This is a genomic window from Aeromonas media (assembly GCF_020423125.1).
GTDB lineage: Bacteria > Pseudomonadota > Gammaproteobacteria > Enterobacterales > Aeromonadaceae > Aeromonas > Aeromonas media.
The window spans coordinates 3,629,375-3,647,093 of the sequence record NZ_CP075564.1 but is presented as its reverse complement, the minus strand read 5'-3'; the positions used below and the strand labels follow the sequence as shown (position 1 = coordinate 3,647,093).

Genomic DNA, 17,719 nt, shown 5'->3' with positions numbered 1-17,719 from the left:
AGGCGCCATCAGGCGCCTTTTTCACATTCAGGCGGCCAGCACCTTGCTGATCTCCTGAATGGAGAGCTTGTACTGACGGGGGCACTGACGCCAGGCCGCCAGCATGCGCTGGTACTTGTCGCGCATGGCGATGTCGCTGGAGAGCTCGTCGCAGGGGCAGGGCAGTTCGGGGAAGCGCTTGTCCACCTCCAGCAGGAAGCAGACATAATCCGCCAGTTCCCGCTCCTGGCTGCGGCTGTAGCCGTTGAAGGCCAGGCGACTCTCGTTCACCTCGGCCCGGGTACCGGCGTCGAGGTTGCCCCAGGAGATGGCCAGCGCATGATGCAGCTCCAGGGTGTCCAGCACCTCCTGGCAGGTGGCGAGATCCAGGTGGCCGAAGCTCTTCTCCAGCTCGAGGATCTGCAGGCAGTAGCCACGCTCGACTATGGTGCTGGCCCGCTGGTAAAACGCCGCCTTCTCCGGATTGAGTTTGGCCAGGATCTCGTACTGGTTGCTCAGGATCAGGCGTTCGGTATGGCTCATGTTCATGGGCTGTCTCGCTGGAAAATGAATCTGGGGTCACGTTAACCCATATCCAGGATGAATTTTTTGATCTGATAGGGGAGGTTGGCGAGAAAAACGGGAAGGAGGGTCCAATAGGGGAGCTGCATTTGGCAGGACATCCCCGGCTCTTGCATGGCAGAGTTGGGTGCAAACGAACAGGGCCTGCATCTGCAGGCCCTGTTGTCGTGTCTGAACTGGCGGGGCTCAGCCCTTGACGAGGTCGAGCACTACCTGATGGTGATCGCTGGTCTTGAACTTGTCGAAGCGATGGGCCACTTTGCCCTCCTCATCGATGAGGAAGCTCAGCCGATGGATGCCGTCATACTCCTTGCCCATGAACTTCTTCGGGCCCCAGACGCCAAAGGCATCGGCCACGGCGTGATCCTCATCGGCCAGCAGCCGGAAGTTCAGGCTGTCGCGTTCCTCGAATTTTTTCAGGCGCTTGGCCGGATCCGGGCTGATACCGAGCACCACCACGTTGAGGGCGGCCAGCTCTGCATTGACGTCGCGCAGGCCGCAGGCCTGGGTGGTGCAGCCCGGGGTCATCGCCTTGGGATAGAAATAGATGAGCACCTTCTTGCCCCGCAGGGAGGACAGACTGACCTGCTGACCATCCTGATCGGGGAGGGAAAAATCGGGGGCCTGAGTACCAACTTGTAGTGGTTGCATGGGGTCTCCTCGGATAAACGCCGTCAGGCGTATTTGTGATTGACGATGAACTCGAATGACTCGGCACCCAGTTCACAACAGAAATCGGCGAAGGCCGTCTTCGAGTCGGCCGCCTCGCCCTGCTTGGCCTGATTGAGCTGGAAATTGGCCTTGAGCAGGTTGAAGGGTTGCTGCTCGAGCGTGACGGTCTGCATGGCCTGGATATCCCAGCCGTGATCGCTGAAGAACTGGGTGCACTGGCTTACGATGCCCGGCTGATCCCGGATCAGCACCTCGGCGCTGGCGCTGATGTCATATTGCAGAGAGTGGTGGCGCTCGGTGCGCTTCATCATGGTGATGAGATCCCACTCCTGGCTGCGCAGGGGGAGGCTTATCTCAAGCTGCATCAAGCTGTTCCAGTCACCAGACAACAGCATGATGAAAGTGAATTCGTTACCGAAGATGCCAAGACGGCTGTCGACAATGTTGCAACCGCAGCCACTGACGTGACGGGTAACCTCATTGACGATGCCAGGCCTGTCCGTGCCGATGGCCGTTACGACCAGGTAGTGAGTCATAAATCGTCTCTCGTCCATTTATTGCGAATGCGGTGAAAGCGAGCGCTTGGCGGGCATGACGCCCTGCTCCGGGCTCTCTCCTGCCCTCGTGCATCCATACGTTTTGTGGCGGATGGTAACACGGCTTATCCCTTGCCTCCCTTGTTTTTCAAAAGGGGCAGCTTTACCATTACGCCCCTGAAAATCGGGAGAAATATCCATGTTACGCGGTAGTATTGTTGCGCTCGTTACCCCCATGCTGGCCTCGGGTGACATCGATTGGACCAGTCTAGCGGCCCTGGTGGAGTATCATGTCGGCGCCGGTACCAGTGCCATAGTCGCGGTGGGCACCACAGGAGAGTCGGTCACCCTGAGCGAGCAGGAACATATCGCCGTCGTGGAAAAAACCGTCGAATTCGCCGCTGGCCGCATTCCGGTCATCGCGGGCTGCGGCTCCAACAACACCGCCCATGCCATCGCCCTCTCCAGGCGTTTCGCCCAAGCCGGCGTGGTGGCGGGTCTCTCGGTGACCCCTTATTACAACAAACCCACCCAGGAAGGTCTCTATCGTCACTATTGTGCGATCGCCGAGGCTAGTGGTCTGCCTCAAATTCTCTATAATGTGCCCGGTCGCACCTGCTGCGATCTCAAACCGGAGACCGTGGCTCGTCTGGCCAAGGTTCCCGGCATCATCGGTTTGAAGGAGGCGACGGGTGATTTGAGCCGCACCCCGCTGCTGCGCGAGTTGTGCGGGCCGGATTTCGCGCTTTATAGTGGCGATGATGCCAGCGGATGTGATTTTATGCTGCAAGGGGGCGATGGCGTCATTTCGGTCACCACCAATATTGCGGCGCCCCAGATGGCCGACATGTGTCGTGCTGCGCTGGCCGGTGATGCCGGGCAGGCTCATGACATCAACAATCGATTGATGCCGTTGCATCAGACTCTGTTCTGCGAACCGAGTCCCATCCCGGTGAAGTGGGCCTGTGCCCGACTGGGATTGATGGCGACGGCGACCTTGCGCCTGCCGCTGACCGACCTCACCCCCGAGGGGGAACAGGCGATGGCGCGAGCACTGACGACTGCGGAGTTGATGGCGAGTGTTTAAAGCAAATGGAAAGGGAAATGCAGTGCGCCTGGTGCTGAGTGTCGCGACTGTTGCCGTGTTGGCAGCCTGTAGCTCACCCCAGGATCGCAAGATGGCCAACCGTGGCTTCGAGTATGAAGAGAGCCGCCTCGAAGGTCGCGCCTTCCTCGTGCCCGCCGGGTTGAGTACCCCCGCCTTTAACAGTAATTTCGACATCCCGGCCCTGCCGGAGAGCAGCCGCGAAGGTGCCATCGGTGCCAAGGTGGACGTGCGTCCGCCAGCCCAGCTGCTGACGGTGGTCCCTGGCAGTCAGGTGGTGGCCAAGGCCAGCGAACCGACCCTGGCCTTCTATGCCCTGAGCACCAGCCAGAGCGTGGAGCGCGATACCTGGGCCTTCCTGATGAACTTCCTGGCCCAGCACAAGGTCACCACAGAGAAGCTGGATCAGCAGGCCGGCGTGTTGCAGACCGGCTGGTTTGACAACTCCGCCGCCCTCGATGGCTGGGCAGAGGAGGACGACGACTTCCGTATCCGCCAACGCTACCAGTTCACCCTGCGCAACGATGTGCAGCGTCACGCTGTCAACATGTCGGTACGGGTGCTGGATCATGAAGAGACCATAGACGGCGAGACCAGCACAGTGCTGACCCCGGCGGATGCCCAGCGCTATGCGACCCGGGCACTGAACCAGTTCTCCCTCTACTACGACAAGCAGCTCAAGGCCCGCGAACAACACAAGTCCAACGATGGCATGGGTCTGGAGCTGGGTCTGGACAACAACGAGCTGAGTGCCTGGCTAGCCGACGGCTCCTTCGAGCAGGTCTGGCGCCGCCTCAACCAGGTGTTGCCGGCCTACGGTTTCACCATCAAGGATACCCAGCAGTCCCTGGGCTGGATCGACGTCGAGTATGACGAGCCCGATGCGGAGTTCTGGCAGGCTAAGGGGGCCGAGCCGTTCAAGCTGGAGGAAGACAAGTACCGCTTCCAGCTCGGCGAGATGGCCGGAGGCAAGACCTCCATCACCCTGTTCGACAAGGACAAGAAGCCGGTCGCATCCGGCGTCATCTCCCAGATGTATATCAGCCTGTCCGAGGCGTTTGCCAAAGGCGTGGCCGATCAGGCTGCGAAAGCAGAATAGAAACAGGGGCCTGGTGCCCCTGTTTTGTTATGTGGAGTTCGCGCAGAGGCCCTCTTGGGAGCCTGCCCCGGCAGAGAGGCCTGGCGCTGCTTCGCTTGAATGAATCCCTCGTAGACAGGAGCCTGATGCGCCTGTCTTGTCAGTCCCACAACAGGAAGTGTTATTAGCCATGAGTCTTGCAGATCAAGTATTGGCGGTGAATGACGATTTGCCGATCCGTACCGATAAACCTGTCCATTCCGGCAAAGTGCGCAGCGTCTACTGGTTGACCCCCGCAGACAGTGCCCGGCTCATAAGAGAGAAAGGCTATGATGTGCCAGCCGATACGCCCCTCGCCCTCATGGTGATCAGCGACCGCATCTCGGCCTTCGATTGCATCTGGCAGGGTGTGAATGGCTTGAACGGCGTGCCGGGCAAGGGCGCGGCACTCAATGCCATCTCCAGCCACTGGTTCAAGCTGTTCAAGGAGAAGGGATTGGCGGACAGCCACATCCTGGACATACCACACCCCTTCGTCTGGATAGTGCAAAAGGCCCGCCCGGTGATGATCGAAGCCATCGCCCGCCAGTACATCACCGGCTCCATGTGGCGTGCCTACAAGGACGGCGAGCGGGAGTTCTGCGGCATCACGTTGCCGGAAGGGCTGAAGAAGGATCAGAAGCTGCCCGAGATCCTCATCACCCCGTCTACCAAGGGGATCCTCAGGGGGCTGGATGGCGTGCCGGAAGCGGACGACGTCAACGTCTCCCGTGCCGACATAGAGCGCCACCATCAGGCCTTCGGTTTCCGCTCCCCGGCGGACATCGACCGCTACGAGACGCTGCTCAAGGATGGTTTCAACGTCATCAGCGAGGCCCTGGCCGCGCTCGATCAGATCTTCGTCGACACCAAGTTTGAGTTTGGCTATGTCCAGGACGCCGCCGGTCGCGAGAAGCTCATCTACATGGATGAAGTGGGTACCCCCGACAGCTCCCGCATCTGGGACGGCGCCGCCCTGCGCCAGGGCGAGATCGTCGAGAAGTCCAAAGAGGGCTTCCGCCAGTGGCTGCTGAATCACTTCCCGGATCCAGACATTCTGCTCAACAAGAACCGCATGCCGGAACGCTTCGCCCTGGCCCGGGACAACAAGCTGCCCACCGAGGTGATGATGGACATCTCCCACACCTACGTGGGGATCGCCGAGAAGGTCATTGGTCACAAGCTGGTGCGCAGTGCCAATCCCAAGCAGGAGATCATCGAGGTACTGCGCGAGCAGTACGGTCTGATCGACTGAGGCTGACCGCCTTTTTTTGCCACCGGCGCACAAACGTTTGCCAGCGGTGAAGGCAGCAAGCCGGCAAACAGACGGGCCCCATGATGGGGCCCGTTTTTATTGGCATCTGGCAGTGAGAGAGGGAGGCCTCAGCCATTGACCCGGAAGATCTGGCCGGTCTGTACTCCCAGCACCGACTTCCTGTAGGCCTGCGCCACCCGGGCGGCAGGCACCGGCACGAAGCCCGGGAAGAAGTCGGCGTACTTGCTCATGGACTCCTCCAGCACGGTCGGGCTCACCACGTTGATGCGCAGGCCCCTCGGCAGTTCGCAGGCGGCCCCCTTCACGAAGTGCTCTATGGCACCGTTGATGGTGGTTGCACTGACCCCCCAGTTGATGGGCTCCTCGCTCAGTATGCCGCTGATGAGGGTGATGGAGCCGTTATCATTCAGATAGGGAATGGCGGCCCGGGTCAGGTTGATCTGGCCCATCAGTTTGCTCTGGAGCCCCAGTTGCCACTGCTCGTCCGTCATCTCGGTCAGGGCGTTGAAGGCCACGCTGCCGCTGGCGACCACCAGGGCATCGAACCGGCCGATGCCCGCAAACAGAGCGGCGATGGAGGCGCCATCCGTCATGTCGACGGTAGCATCCCCCCGGCTGTGGCCTACCCGGATCACTTGGTGGTCTCTGGCAAGCAACTCGCTGACGGCGGAACCTATGGTGCCGGAGGCACCCACAATCACAATCTTCATCTCTATCGCTCCTGGTTGGGATGTGTTGATGATAGCGGGATGAAAAGGGAGAAAAAGCGCTTAAGATAAACCCATTGTTTCCATATTGGAGCTAATGGATGGAGATCGCCCATCTGAGCAGTTTCTACGAGGTGGTGCAGCGGGGCAGTTTCTCCGCCGCCGCCGATGCATTGGGGGTGAGCAAGGGGATGCTGAGCCGCCACGTCAGCGCCCTGGAGTCCGCCCTCAATGCCCAGTTGCTGCAGCGCACCACCCGTCGCCTCAGCCTGACCGAGGCGGGCAGAACCCTCCATGTGCAGGCGGGGCAGATCTTTGCCCTTGCCCGTCAGGTGGAGCAGGACATCCAGGCCCTGACCGAGGAGGACAGTGGTCGCCTGAGATTCACCTGCCCGGTCAGCACGGGGGATGCCATGGTGAGCGAGCTGCTGGCGCGCTTCGCCGTGTTCTGCCCCGGGGTCGAGGTGGAGCTCAACTTCACCAACGCCATGATCGACATGAGTCAGGGGGAGAATGACATCGCCCTGCGCGCCATGGATCAGGTGCCGGACAACCTGGTGGCGCTGCCCCTCGGGCAGTTGAAAGACGTGGTGGTGGCGAGTCCAACCCTGCTGGCCCGGGAGGGGTTCCCCGCCACCCCCTATGAGCTGGGAGGGCGCTCCTGCCTGCGCCAGGGGCACAACCCGGCCTGGGAGCAGTGGCATTTTCGCAAGGCAGGGGAGGAGGCCCACATCCTGGTGCAGGGCAAGGTGCGGGCCAACCACTACAGCACCCTGCTGCAGCTGGCACGGGCGGGCATGGGGTTTGCCAAGTGCCCGCTGATGCTGGTGGAGACGAGTCTGGCCAGGGGCGAGCTGGTGGCCGTGCTGACTGACTGGCAGACCGGCCTGCACCCGCTGCATGTGCTCCATGCCCAGCAGCGCCGGGTGCCGCGCAAGATACGGCTGTTCAAGCAGGTGCTGGCCCAGTGGTTTGCCGAGCGGCCCCACTACCTGCTCTGAGAGGCTGGCTCGCGTTATTTTTCTGTCATCTTTGGCTGCTAGCCTGCGCCCATCATAGCGAGCAGAGAGAGACTGGAATGAAGGGTCATCAGGGTTGGGTTGGGGTCATGTTGTTGTGTGCTGGCGCGGTGCAGGCCGAGGTCAGGGTCGAGGTCCCCGGGGATTTCCAGATCCTGGCGGTGAGCGACGGCAAGGTGCAGGACGAGCGGCATGGGGTGTTGGCCGACGGGGCGCAGCAGTTGCTGGTGCGCTATGAGGGGGTGATCCCGAGTCGCAACAGCAGCGACAACGATCGCCAGATCCGCTCCGAGCCTCAGGTGATCCGCTATGAGGCCAGAGGCCAGTCGGTGCGCCTGCAGGCCGCGGTGCCCACCGACGAGAAAGGCATGGAGCGCTACGCCAAGGCGCCGGTCGTGAGTCTGCTGGTGGGGGACAAGCCCCTGAAGGTGCAGCAGGAGGCCCTGGTGGTCAACGGCATGCAGATCGGCATGGACTGGCACGCCAGGTTGATGGAGTACAACCGCGGCACGGGCAAGGCGGTGCTGGCGGCCGGCGCCGTGGCGACCACGGCGGCCCAGGCCCCTTCAGTCCCTGCCAGCGAGCTGGAGGGGCAACTGCAGCGGCTCTTCCTGCAGGCGGATCCCGAACTTCGCAAGCGCTTCATCGGTTGGGCCGTGCCCCGGCTTTAAGTTTGCCCCCCGTTGCAGTAACGTGGGCACACTCATCTCCGTGCCCATGTTGACCAGCGAGGCCCCATGTTTGAACTGCATCCCCGCCTGCAGGCGGATACCCAGATACTCGGGGATCTCCCCCTTTGCCGCGTGCTGCTGGCCAAAGACAGCCAGTACCCCTGGCTCATCCTGGTGCCCAGGGTCGCCGGGCTGCGGGAGATCCACCATCTACCTCCCGAGCAGCAGCAACAGCTGATGCGGGAGTCCTGCGCCGTCGCCACCCTGATGGAGCACGCGCTCAATCCGGACAAGATCAACGTGGCGGCGCTCGGCAACCTGGTGCCCCAGCTGCATCTGCATCACGTGGCCCGCTTCAGTACCGACGCCGCATGGCCAGGCCCCATCTGGGGAGCACACCCCGCGATCCCCTATCAGGCGCAAGATTTGCGACTGCAGGCCGATAACTGGCGAGCCCGGTTGGCCGCCCTGGGGGAATTTCAGCCGTTTGTCACTGACAATACGGTCAAGTGAGAGGCCGCTCGCGGTTTCAACACCGGGATCACGCAATCTGTTAGCGTCTCGCGCCCGTGCGTGATGACATGGGCGCTGACACAGACAAGCCTATTTTTTCGATCAGCAGGAAGGTTCCATGATAGTGACAAGATCCGAGGATGATGCCGTATTGACCACAGAGGACGTGCTGCTGAGCCTGTGCAATTCGGTGACGAGCGTATTGAGTGCGGCGACCCAGACCCAGGTGCGCTTCTCCGGCATGGTGCAACGGATCAGCAAGACCTGCCTCAAGCCGGACATCGGCTGCTTCGTGCTGTTCGACGGCGGCTTCTCCGGGCTGGTGGTGATCAACTTCTCCGCCGCCGCGGCCATGGAGCTCTACGAGCGCTACATGCTGAGCATGGGGCTCTCCAAGGAGGATCTCGCCATCTCCCACACCTCGGACGAGGTGAGCAACGTCATGGGCGAGCTGATGAACCAGATCGTCGGCAGCTTCACCACCAAGGTGGGGCGCGAGTTGCAGACCCACATCACCCAGAACCAGCCCAAGATGCTGGCCCTCAACAAGCAGGTGATGCTGAGCGTCGACACCAACCTCGACAACCCCGAGACCCGCAGGGTCACCTTCTTCACCGCCAGCAACAATATCTTCTATCTGGAGCTGGCCATGGACAGGACCGAGTTTATCCGGATCCACGATGGTGGCGTGCAGGAGGAGGTCGACCCGGACGAGCTGATCGCCCAGGCCAAGCTGGCGGCGGCCAAGCCGGCGCAGGCGGTCGCCCCGGCGAGCAACGAGCACGACGATCTGCTGGACTCCCTCGGCATCTAAGGCAGTCAGGAAGCGAAAAAAACGAGGCCACCCCTGGGGTGGCCTCGCTGTTTTCGACAGGGTTTGGCTTAGAAGTTGTAGAGCAGGCCGGTGCTCAAGCGGGTGGCCTGGGTATCGTAGAAGTCGATGTCGGAGTCGGCGCCTGAGTAAGCGGCGGTGAAGGTCGCGGCCAGGGCCTTGACCCCGAACAGGTTGTGCCAGAAGAAGGTGCCGTTGATGGCGAACTCGTCTGCATCGGCACGCTGGCCGAACAGGGGATTTGCCTCGTCATACTTGCGCTTGCCGGCATAGAGGTTGCTGACAATGGACCATTGCGGGCCCCGCTTGGCGTAAGTCAGCTGCAACCCTGTGTTGTCGAAGCTCTCGGCACTGCCGTCGAGCCTGGCCTGCTTGTAGAGGATCGCCGGCTCCAGCAACTGGTTGCCGCCGAAGTGGAACTGGTAGGAGAGCGCCATGTCGTGCACCTTGCCGTTGCGATTCAGCATGGCGGCATACTGGGTGCCGTGGGTCTGGTCATACTGCTGACCGCTGCGCTCCTCGTCCAGATCCACTTCCCGGGTGGTAAGGGTGCCGTAGAAGTGGCTGCCCCAGATCTTGTCCCAGGCAAAGCGCACGCCCTTCGACTTCACGTCGGTCGAGCTGCGATCTACCTTGGTGGCGAAGGGATCGCTCCACAGCTCCACCGGCATGGCGTTGAACACCAGGGAGGTGGCCACTATGCCCTTGTCGCCCATCTCCTGGCGCAGGCCCAGCTGCTGGGTGAAGTCGAAGCGCACCGCATCCTGGATCAGGTTGCCGAGGAACACCTGGGTGCGGGTGTCGGCAAAGGTATAGCGGATGTCGGCGTTGATGAGCGGCGTCAGGCCGCTCTCGCTGTCGGGAGAGCCGAGGTCGTTGATACGACTGTGGTTGTCATCGCCGGCGTAGAAGTTGGACTCGTAGCTGACCACATTGACCCCGCCGAGCAGGAAACCGGACCAGCCGGACTCTCTGGGGATCTCGCCAAGATCGGCGTGGGCGGCATTGGCGGCTAGCAGACCAAGACTCAACAGGACATGATTGCGCATGGGGTGTGCTCCTGACACAAGGGATGACAAGGGTGGCAGTGCGGCTCGGGATCCTTGGCTGAACCGGAGCTGACTGACTCATGGCAGGCATGCTACCCCAGTCGGAGTGTGACGTTAATCAATAATTTAAGGTGCAACGGGCAAGAGTTCAGGGCGCCGTACTGGTATTCTGTTTGCGCAATAACGGGGAGAAAACAACGAGATGAAGCAAATCAAATCCTGGGCGCAATACTATGTCGACCTGATGACCAAGCTGGGACTGGTGCGCTTCAGCATGTTCCTGGCGACCGCCATCATAGTGCTGGCGGTCTCCATCCAGATGGGGGTGACCCTGTTTCTGCGCGGTACCGTGGACATCGTCGACCTGGTGCGCTCTGTCTTCTTCGGCCTGCTGGTGACCCCCTGGGCCGTCTATTTCCTCTCCATCGTGGTGGATCAGCTGGAGGACTCCCGCCAGCGGCTGACCCGCATGGTGCGCAAGCTGCAGGACATGCGCGAGCGCGATCTCGAGCTCAACAGCCAGCTGCAGGAGAACATCAGCCGCCTCAATGCCCAGATAGCCGAGACCAACCGGGCCGAGACCCTGCGCCAGCAAGCCATCGAGGATCTGGAGAACGAGGTGTTCCAGCGGGAGAAGGCCCAGTTGCACCTGGGGGAGCGTACCGCCCTGTTGCGCTCCTTCATCGACTGCTCTCCGGACCTGGTCTACTACCGCAACGAGGACGAGCAGTTCTCCGGCTGCAACCGCGCCATGGAGGAGCTGACCGGCAAGGTGGAGGCCGAGCTCATCGGGCTGACGCCGTTCGACGTCTACAAGCACGACATCGCCAGCAAGGTGGTGGAGACCGACAAGCAGGTCTTCGCCAGCAACGAGCCGCTCACTTACGAGCAGTGGCTGGAGTACCCCGATGGCCGCAAGGCCTACTTCGAGCTGCGCAAGGTGCCCTTCTTCGACCGCTTCGGCAAGCGGCTCGGTCTGCTCGGCTTTGGCCGCGACATCACAGAGCGCAAGCAGTATCAGGACAAACTGGAGAAGGCGAGCCGGGACAAGACCACCTTCATCTCCACCATCAGCCATGAGCTGCGCACCCCCCTCAACGGCATAGTGGGACTGAGCCGCATGCTGATGGACACGCCGCTGGATGCCAAGCGGCAGCAGCAGCTCAAGACCATCCACCTGAGCGCGGTGACGCTCGGCAACATCTTCAATGACATCATCGATCTCGACAAACTGGATCGCCGCCGCCTCGAGATAGCACCTGCCCCCATGGACCTGCCCGCCTTCCTCGACGAGCTGGAGATGCTGTCGCGCATCCAGGCGGAGCAGAAGGGGCTCTACCTGCACTTCGATCGGGATGGCGACATGCCGCAGTTCGTGATGGCGGACGGCACCCGGCTGCGCCAGGTGTTGTGGAACCTGGTGGGCAATGCGGTCAAATTCACCGACGAGGGTGGCGTGACGGTGCGTTGCCTCGCCCACGCCGCCGATGAACCGGGCAAGCTGGCGCTGCACTTCGAGGTGGAAGACACCGGGGTCGGCATCCCGCGCGCCCAGCAGGAGAAGATCTTCGCCATGTACTATCAGGTGCAGGGCAAGAAGCACGCTACCGGCACCGGCATTGGGTTGGCGGTCTCCCGTCAGTTGGTGCAGGCGATGGGTGGCCAGCTCTACGTGGACAGTGACCCGGGTGAGGGTTCCTGCTTCACCGCCGAGCTGGAGGTGGATTGTGTGGCACCTCAGGTCGCGGAAGTCGAGCCCGAGATGCCCTCCCTGGATATCCTGCTGGTGGAGGATGTGGAGCTGAACGTCACCGTCGCCTGCGCCCTGCTCAACAAGCTGGGTCATCAGGTGCAGGTGGCGCGGGACGGTACTCAGGCGCTGGCCATGGCCAACCCGGATGACTTCGACCTCATCCTGCTGGACATCCAGCTGCCGGACATGACTGGCTTCGACGTGGCGGCCCAGTTGCTGGCGCGTTATGGCGACAGCCTGCCCCCCATGGTGGCGCTCACCGCCAACGCCACCGGCGATCGCCAGTACTACCGGGATCACGGCATGCAGGATGTGATCAACAAGCCGCTCGGCTCCAAGGCCGTGCGGGAGGTGATAGGTCATCTGTTTGCGGATCTCGCCGACGACGAGGCCTTTGATCAGGCGGACGCGGGCAATCAGGATGCGCTGCTGGATCTGCCCTTCCTCACCGATTACGCCAGTACGGTCGGCAAGCCGGTGCTGCTCTCCAGCGTGGATCTGTTCGAGAAGATGATGCCGGACTACATGGCGGTGCTCGATTCCAACATGATTGCCAGGGATCAGGCCGGCGTGGTGGAGGAGGCGCACAAGATAAAAGGGGCTGCGGGCTCCATCGGCTTGCGCCGCCTGCAGCAGACAGCCCAGCTTATCCAGAGCCCGGATCACCCCGCCTGGTGGGAAAACGTGGAGGACTGGATTGAGACGCTGCGCCGTGAATACCCCGGCGATATCGCCCGCTTGCGGCGCTGGTTGTTGTCGTGAACCTGACGGACGTCGCTGGCAAGGAGCCGCACCATGTATAGCCGTTTGATTACCCCGGCGCGCATTCACCCCTGGGGCAGCGAAGAGCTGCTGGAGGCGACCGAGCAGGATCGCGCTCGCATCGTGCAGGCCGCGCCGGTGCGCCGCCTGCAGCAGAAGACTCAGGTCTTTCCGCTCGATGTGAAGGCCTCGGTGCGCAGCCGTCTCACCCACTCCCTGGAGGTGCAGGAGACGGGTCGCCAGATCAGCAGGCGCATCCTGGCGGCCCTGCCGGCGGGCACCGTCTGCGAAGGGGCCTTTATCAACCTGGTGGAGATGGCCTGCCTGCTGCACGACGTCGGCAACCCGCCGTTCGGCCACTTCGGCGAGCAGGTGATGAGCCAGTGGCTGGCACAGTCGCTGGATGAGCTGTTTGCCAGCGCCCATGATCAGCTGCCGAGCCCGCAGTGGGCCGAGCTTCGCCAGGACCTGCTGGTGTTTGACGGCAATGCCCAGAGCCTGCGACTGGTGCACAGTCTGCACGAGATGAACCTGACCCTGGGCCAGTTGGCGGCCCTGTGCAAATACCCGCAGCAGCCCCTGTTGCACAATCCCCAGGGCTATGGCCAGCACCATGGTTGGACCAGCAAGCGCGGCATCTTCTTCAGCGAGCAACCCCTCTATCGCGCCCTCGGCCAGAGTCTGGGGCTGGCGCCGGGATGCCGGCATCCGCTGGTCTACATCATGGAGGCGGCGGACGACATCTCCTACTGCATCGCCGATCTGGAGGATGCGGTCGACAGACGCATCCTCACCCAGGGCGAGCTGCTGGTGGCGCTGCGCGGTGCCGATGAGGGGGACTACATGGCCAGCCTGCTCGAGGAGGCGCTGGCCTCCGGCAGGGGCTTCTTCCCCCATTTCCGCCAGCATCTGACCCGGGATCTGGTGGCGCTCGCGGCCCACACCTATGTGAGCGACCACGAGGCTATCCTGAGCGGCGCCTACCCCAGGGCGCTCTTGCACGGTCAGGCACCGGCTGCCAGAGTGCTGGATACCCTCAAACGTGTGGCCCGCGAGCAGGTCTTCATGCGCCCCGAGGTGGAGGCGCTGGAGCTGGAAGGCCATGCCGCCCTGCGTGGGGTGCTTTCCACCTATTCCTGCCTGCTGGCACTGCCGGCCGCGCAGTTCGAGCGGTTGCTGGCCGGCAACGGCGGGAGTGAGCTGTTCTTTGCCCGGCGGCTGTTCCACCGCTTGTCGGCCCGCCATCTCAAGGCATACCGGCTGGCGGTGGCCAGCCGGGATCCGCGCTTCGACAAGGGTTGCGAGCAGGAGTGGTACTACAGGGTGCGGCTCTTGCTCGACTACGTCAGCGGCATGACGGATACCTATGCGCTTGAGGAGTTCAGGCTGTTGTCCGGGATTTGACCGGGGCCGGCTGTGGCCGCATTCCACCCATATGGGTGGGGGTGATATTGCGTAAAATTCGGTGTTTTTTTAAACTGTGGCAACTTGTTCAACTTTCACACGGTAAGGAGACGATCATGCAACATTCCATGCTCAACGTTGCGTTCGCTCGCTGCAATGGCAGCGCGAAGACTCGTGCTCTTTATTTACCGCGTGGAGGGAACAGGTAACACCTGCCTTTTCATCACCCGCGGTTGTCCCGCAGGGTGATGTCCTCTCTCCGGGAGAACCGCTCGTTCAACTGGAGAATATTATGTCTATCGAACTCACCCTGCTGCGCCACGTCGAAACCCTGGTTCAAAAACGGATCACCCGGCTGGAACGTCGCGTCAGCTATCTGCATCTCTCTCCCGCCCTGCTCAAAGACATCGGGCTGGAAGGGCACAATGTGCAGGTCGCTCATGTCCGTGAGCGGGAGTTTCAAACCGGTTTCCGACTCGGGAATCGAATAACCTGAGGCGAGGGGCTTCGGCCCCCGACTTGTGGATGGCAGGCCCGGGCCTGCCATTTTTCTTTTCTGATAGAAGCCGTCATCATTCGCAGCACGGCCCACATCGGTATAAAGCAATCTCAGAGGAAGATAAATCTTTCGGTGAGATATACCTCGCTATGAAATTCATTCCGATCGCAGATGACGGTTTCCAGAATGACCTCTTCAAACCATGTGACACCGACAAGCATCGAGTGCGCTCACTGTTGTATTTATGTTTCTTAATGCGGGTAACTCTTTAACAAAAGGTTTTTTATACTTTCAATACTTGGTTTTCAGATTATAAACTCGTCTCGTTCGGGGCTTTCTTCTGTTTGATTTTCCTTTATGTATTTGTTTTTCATCGATATTTAAATTTTTTTGTTGTTTTGATTTATTTGTCATTTAAATTGGTGTGAATTATGTGGATCATAATGCATCTTTTCTATTCAGGGTCGCCATCTGGTCATTCGTTCAGTTTCCGTACAGTGGTTTGCTCGAATGATGAGCATCCCTTTGCATGGTTCGAGGGCACTCAAGGTCGGAGAAAAGCGTTGTACTTGAAGAATACAGAAAAACATTGTCATCGACTTGAGAAGTCACGTGATGTTATCCAGTGAATGTGCCGGCGGGTTGTACCACCGCATCATAAATATGGAAACAGAGAAATGAATTAGGGAAGGTGCGAACAAGTCCCTGATATGAGATCATGTTTGTCATCTGGAGCCATGAAAAAGGGTTCATCATGAGTCATCAGCTCACCTTCGCCGACAGTGAATTCAGCAGTAAGCGCCGTCAGACCAGAAAAGAGATTTTCTTGTCCCGCATGGAGCAGATTCTGCCATGGCAAAACATGGTGGAAGTCATCGAGCCGTTTTACCCCAAGGCTGGTAATGGCCGGCGACCTTATCCGCTGGAAACGATGCTACGCATTCACTGCATGCAGCATTGGTACAACCTGAGCGATGGCGCGATGGAAGATGCTCTGTACGAAATCGCCTCCATGCGTCTGTTTGCGCGGTTATCCCTGGATAGCGCCTTGCCGGACCGCACCACCATCATGAATTTCCGCCACCTGCTGGAGCAGCATCAACTGGCCCGCCAATTGTTCAAGACCATCAATCGCTGGCTGGCCGAAGCAGGCGTCATGATGACTCAAGGCACCTTGGTCGATGCCACCATCATTGAGGCACCCAGCTCGACCAAGAACAAAGAGCAGCAACGCGATCCGCAGATGCATCAGACCAAGAAAGGCAATCAGTGGCACTTTGGCATGAAGGCCCACATTGGTGTCGATGCCAAGAGTGGCCTGACCCACAGCCTAGTCACCACCGCGGCCAACGAGCATGACCTCAATCAGCTGGGTAATCTGCTGCATGGAGAGGAGCAATTTGTCTCAGCCGATGCCGGCTACCAAGGGGCGCCACAGCGCGAGGAGCTGGCCGAGGTGGATGTGGACTGGCTGATCGCCGAGCGCCCCGGCAAGGTAAGAACCTTGAAACAGCATCCACGCAAGAACAAAACGGCCATCAACATCGAATACATGAAAGCCAGCATCCGGGCCAAGGTGGAGCACCCATTTCGCATCATCAAGCGACAGTTCGGCTTCGTGAAAGCCAGATACAAGGGGTTGCTGAAAAACGATAACCAACTGGCGATGTTATTCACGCTGGCCAACCTGTTTCGGGCGGACCAAATGATACGTCAGTGGCGGCGGGAGAGATCTCACTAAAAACTGGGAATAGCGCCTTAAATGGCGAAGAAACGGTCTAAATAGGCTGATTCAAGGCATTTACGGGAGAAAAAATCGGCTCAAACATGAAGAGATGAAATGACTGAGTCAGCCGAGAAGAATTTCCCCGCTTATTCGCACCTTCCTTAGCTCATATCTTTGACAAGAAACCGTGGCTACCTGATTTTCAGAGACACATTGCCAATCCATCTCAGGCGTGAACTAACCGCATGTGAAGATACGGTGCAGGTGCCCCTTTCTGGGATCAGGAGCATAGTGATAAAAACGGACCTTGATTGCCGGCACATAGTTACCTTGGTCAAGTTGAGGCATGTTTTATCCACGTCTTGCAAGGTTTGAGATGGAGGAATTTGATGACTATGGCAATCAGCCAATGCCCTGGCTCTGTTAGGCATACATTAACACCGATAGTTAATTTCAATAGCGGCGATGTCTTTTCTTTTGAAATCAAGCAACGCATCCTAAAAAACAACCTGATTACCCATGACCCTCAGCCAGCTTCAAGAGCCGATATGGCATCGGAGGGCTTGCCACGACTGCATGCCCCAATTCAACCAACATGCTCTTGAGGTCAAAACGATGATTAAACCGGAAGCAGTATTCCGCAAGATGCCTTGGTAAATGCTTCGCTCCGAGCGTATGGCAACTGCCCCGCAGCGAGTTTTTCACATTTCCTATCATCGTGTTTACCCAGTTGAATGCCGGATGATCCAGCCAGTCCAGGTTGCCCCCGGTGACAACACCCAGGTGCTCACAATTGGCCTCCTTGACCGCTTTGAAACAGGCCAATCCATCGGATATCACCGCGCTACCACTGGCAATATGCCGTTTTGCCCAATCAGCAACGGACTTGGTTTTGAAACCATCGACCACCGTCATCCGCATCTTGATTGGATGTCCTTCCTTGTTCAGGGCCACTGCTGCCACAAACGGCGTCTTGCCTGCCGCGCCCCGACCCCGTTTGCCACCACGGCGCTCGCCACCCCAGTAGACATCATCGAGCTGAATGATGCCGCTGATGGGCTGCTTGTCATCGGACTCTTTCATGGCTTGCAGCAGCTTGTGCTTGAGCATCCAGGCGGTGTCATATTTGACGCCCAACTGGCGCTTTAGCTCCATCGCTGACAAGCCTGTTTTGGTTTGTGACAACAGGTGCATTGCCAGAAACCACTTGGTCAGTGGGAGCTTGGTGTTTGCGAAAATCGTGTTTCCAGTCAATGACATCTGGTGACGGCAGTGATTGCATTGCCACACACGTGGCCGCCTTCTCAGGCGACAACAGGTCTTGTTGGCACATTCAGGGCAGACAAAGCCGTTAGGAAAACGCCAAGTGAACAGCGCGTTTTCGCACTGAGCCTCAGTGCCATAGTCCTTGAGAAACTCAAACAGGCTGTAGCCTTTCTGGAATTGGATTTTGCTTTTGGCCATGATCTCGCACCTCGATAACTGTACGTAAGATCAGTATAGTTCGTGGTAACTGA

Annotated in this window: 17 protein-coding genes; 11 read left to right on the top strand and 6 right to left on the bottom strand. The window is 59.7% G+C overall.

Translation table 11 applies throughout. The features are described from left to right. Positions 1-27: 27 nt before the first annotated feature. The 3 genes from KI797_RS16770 to KI797_RS16760 all read right to left on the bottom strand — a co-directional run bounded on the left by KI797_RS16770 (position 28) and on the right by KI797_RS16760 (position 1,769). Positions 28-528 (bottom strand): YfbU family protein, encoded by a 501-nt coding sequence (locus tag KI797_RS16770; protein WP_005323826.1) that lies wholly within the window; start codon positions 526-528, stop codon positions 28-30. Between the two features lie 219 nt (positions 529-747). Further along, positions 748-1,212, bottom strand: coding sequence for a thioredoxin-dependent thiol peroxidase (bcp, locus tag KI797_RS16765; RefSeq protein WP_005323824.1), 465 nt, complete (start codon positions 1,210-1,212; stop codon positions 748-750). 23 nt (positions 1,213-1,235) lie between these two features. Next, the gene (locus KI797_RS16760; RefSeq protein ID WP_226170228.1) at positions 1,236-1,769 is read right to left on the bottom strand and encodes a glycine cleavage system protein R; all 534 of its coding nucleotides are present in this window, start codon (positions 1,767-1,769) and stop codon (positions 1,236-1,238) included. A gap of 199 nt (positions 1,770-1,968) precedes the next feature. On the opposite strand from KI797_RS16760, the gene dapA reads away from it, so the two are divergent. The 3 genes from dapA to KI797_RS16745 all read left to right on the top strand — a co-directional run bounded on the left by dapA (position 1,969) and on the right by KI797_RS16745 (position 5,246). Then, a complete protein-coding gene (dapA, locus tag KI797_RS16755; RefSeq protein ID WP_226170226.1) occupies positions 1,969-2,856 on the top strand; it encodes a 4-hydroxy-tetrahydrodipicolinate synthase in 888 nt (295 codons plus the stop codon). Beyond that, entirely contained in the window at positions 2,849-3,973 is a 1,125-nt protein-coding gene (gene bamC / locus KI797_RS16750) for an outer membrane protein assembly factor BamC (RefSeq protein ID WP_226170224.1), read from the top strand. Before dapA ends, bamC begins: the two co-directional genes overlap by 8 nt. A gap of 169 nt (positions 3,974-4,142) precedes the next feature. After that, complete coding sequence (locus KI797_RS16745; RefSeq protein WP_226170221.1) at positions 4,143-5,246, top strand: phosphoribosylaminoimidazolesuccinocarboxamide synthase; 1,104 nt, start codon at positions 4,143-4,145, stop codon at positions 5,244-5,246. 128 nt (positions 5,247-5,374) lie between these two features. On the opposite strand, the gene KI797_RS16740 is transcribed toward KI797_RS16745, so the two are convergent. Next, complete coding sequence (locus KI797_RS16740) at positions 5,375-5,977, bottom strand: short chain dehydrogenase (protein WP_182786308.1); 603 nt, start codon at positions 5,975-5,977, stop codon at positions 5,375-5,377. A 98-nt stretch (positions 5,978-6,075) separates the two neighbouring features. Between KI797_RS16740 and KI797_RS16735 the strand changes: the two genes are divergently transcribed. From KI797_RS16735 to KI797_RS16720, 4 genes are all read left to right on the top strand, one after another. Continuing rightward, positions 6,076-6,975, top strand: coding sequence for a LysR family transcriptional regulator (locus KI797_RS16735; protein ID WP_226170218.1), 900 nt, complete (start codon positions 6,076-6,078; stop codon positions 6,973-6,975). Between the two features lie 77 nt (positions 6,976-7,052). Beyond that, the gene (locus KI797_RS16730) at positions 7,053-7,664 is read left to right on the top strand and encodes a DUF2057 domain-containing protein (RefSeq protein ID WP_226170215.1); all 612 of its coding nucleotides are present in this window, start codon (positions 7,053-7,055) and stop codon (positions 7,662-7,664) included. A gap of 66 nt (positions 7,665-7,730) precedes the next feature. Then, positions 7,731-8,177, top strand: coding sequence for an HIT domain-containing protein (locus KI797_RS16725; protein ID WP_226170212.1), 447 nt, complete (start codon positions 7,731-7,733; stop codon positions 8,175-8,177). A gap of 118 nt (positions 8,178-8,295) precedes the next feature. After that, a complete protein-coding gene (locus tag KI797_RS16720; RefSeq protein ID WP_226170210.1) occupies positions 8,296-8,991 on the top strand; it encodes a DUF3334 family protein in 696 nt (231 codons plus the stop codon). A 68-nt stretch (positions 8,992-9,059) separates the two neighbouring features. Here the strand turns inward: KI797_RS16720 and KI797_RS16715 are convergent, their stop codons facing one another. Further along, complete coding sequence (locus KI797_RS16715) at positions 9,060-10,058, bottom strand: DUF2860 family protein (RefSeq protein ID WP_182786298.1); 999 nt, start codon at positions 10,056-10,058, stop codon at positions 9,060-9,062. A gap of 202 nt (positions 10,059-10,260) precedes the next feature. Here KI797_RS16715 and arcB point away from each other — a divergent pair, with 202 nt between their 5' ends. From arcB to KI797_RS16695, 4 genes are all read left to right on the top strand, one after another. After that, positions 10,261-12,573, top strand: coding sequence for an aerobic respiration two-component sensor histidine kinase ArcB (gene arcB, locus KI797_RS16710; protein WP_182786296.1), 2,313 nt, complete (start codon positions 10,261-10,263; stop codon positions 12,571-12,573). 33 nt (positions 12,574-12,606) lie between these two features. After that, positions 12,607-13,977, top strand: coding sequence for a dGTPase (dgt, locus tag KI797_RS16705; protein WP_226170207.1), 1,371 nt, complete (start codon positions 12,607-12,609; stop codon positions 13,975-13,977). Positions 13,978-14,269: 292 nt separating this feature from the next. After that, positions 14,270-14,473 carry a hypothetical protein gene (locus KI797_RS16700; protein WP_182786292.1) on the top strand — a complete coding sequence of 68 codons (204 nt, stop codon included), beginning with the start codon at positions 14,270-14,272 and terminating at the stop codon, positions 14,471-14,473. A gap of 757 nt (positions 14,474-15,230) precedes the next feature. After that, positions 15,231-16,217, top strand: a complete 987-nt coding sequence (locus KI797_RS16695; RefSeq protein ID WP_226173156.1) for an IS5-like element IS5 family transposase — start codon at positions 15,231-15,233, stop codon at positions 16,215-16,217. A gap of 498 nt (positions 16,218-16,715) precedes the next feature. Here the strand turns inward: KI797_RS16695 and KI797_RS16690 are convergent, their stop codons facing one another. Next, on the bottom strand, positions 16,716-17,666 hold the full coding sequence (locus KI797_RS16690) for an IS1595-like element ISKpn3 family transposase (protein ID WP_005342491.1): 951 nt from the start codon (positions 17,664-17,666) through the stop codon (positions 16,716-16,718). Positions 17,667-17,719: the final 53 nt, after the last annotated feature.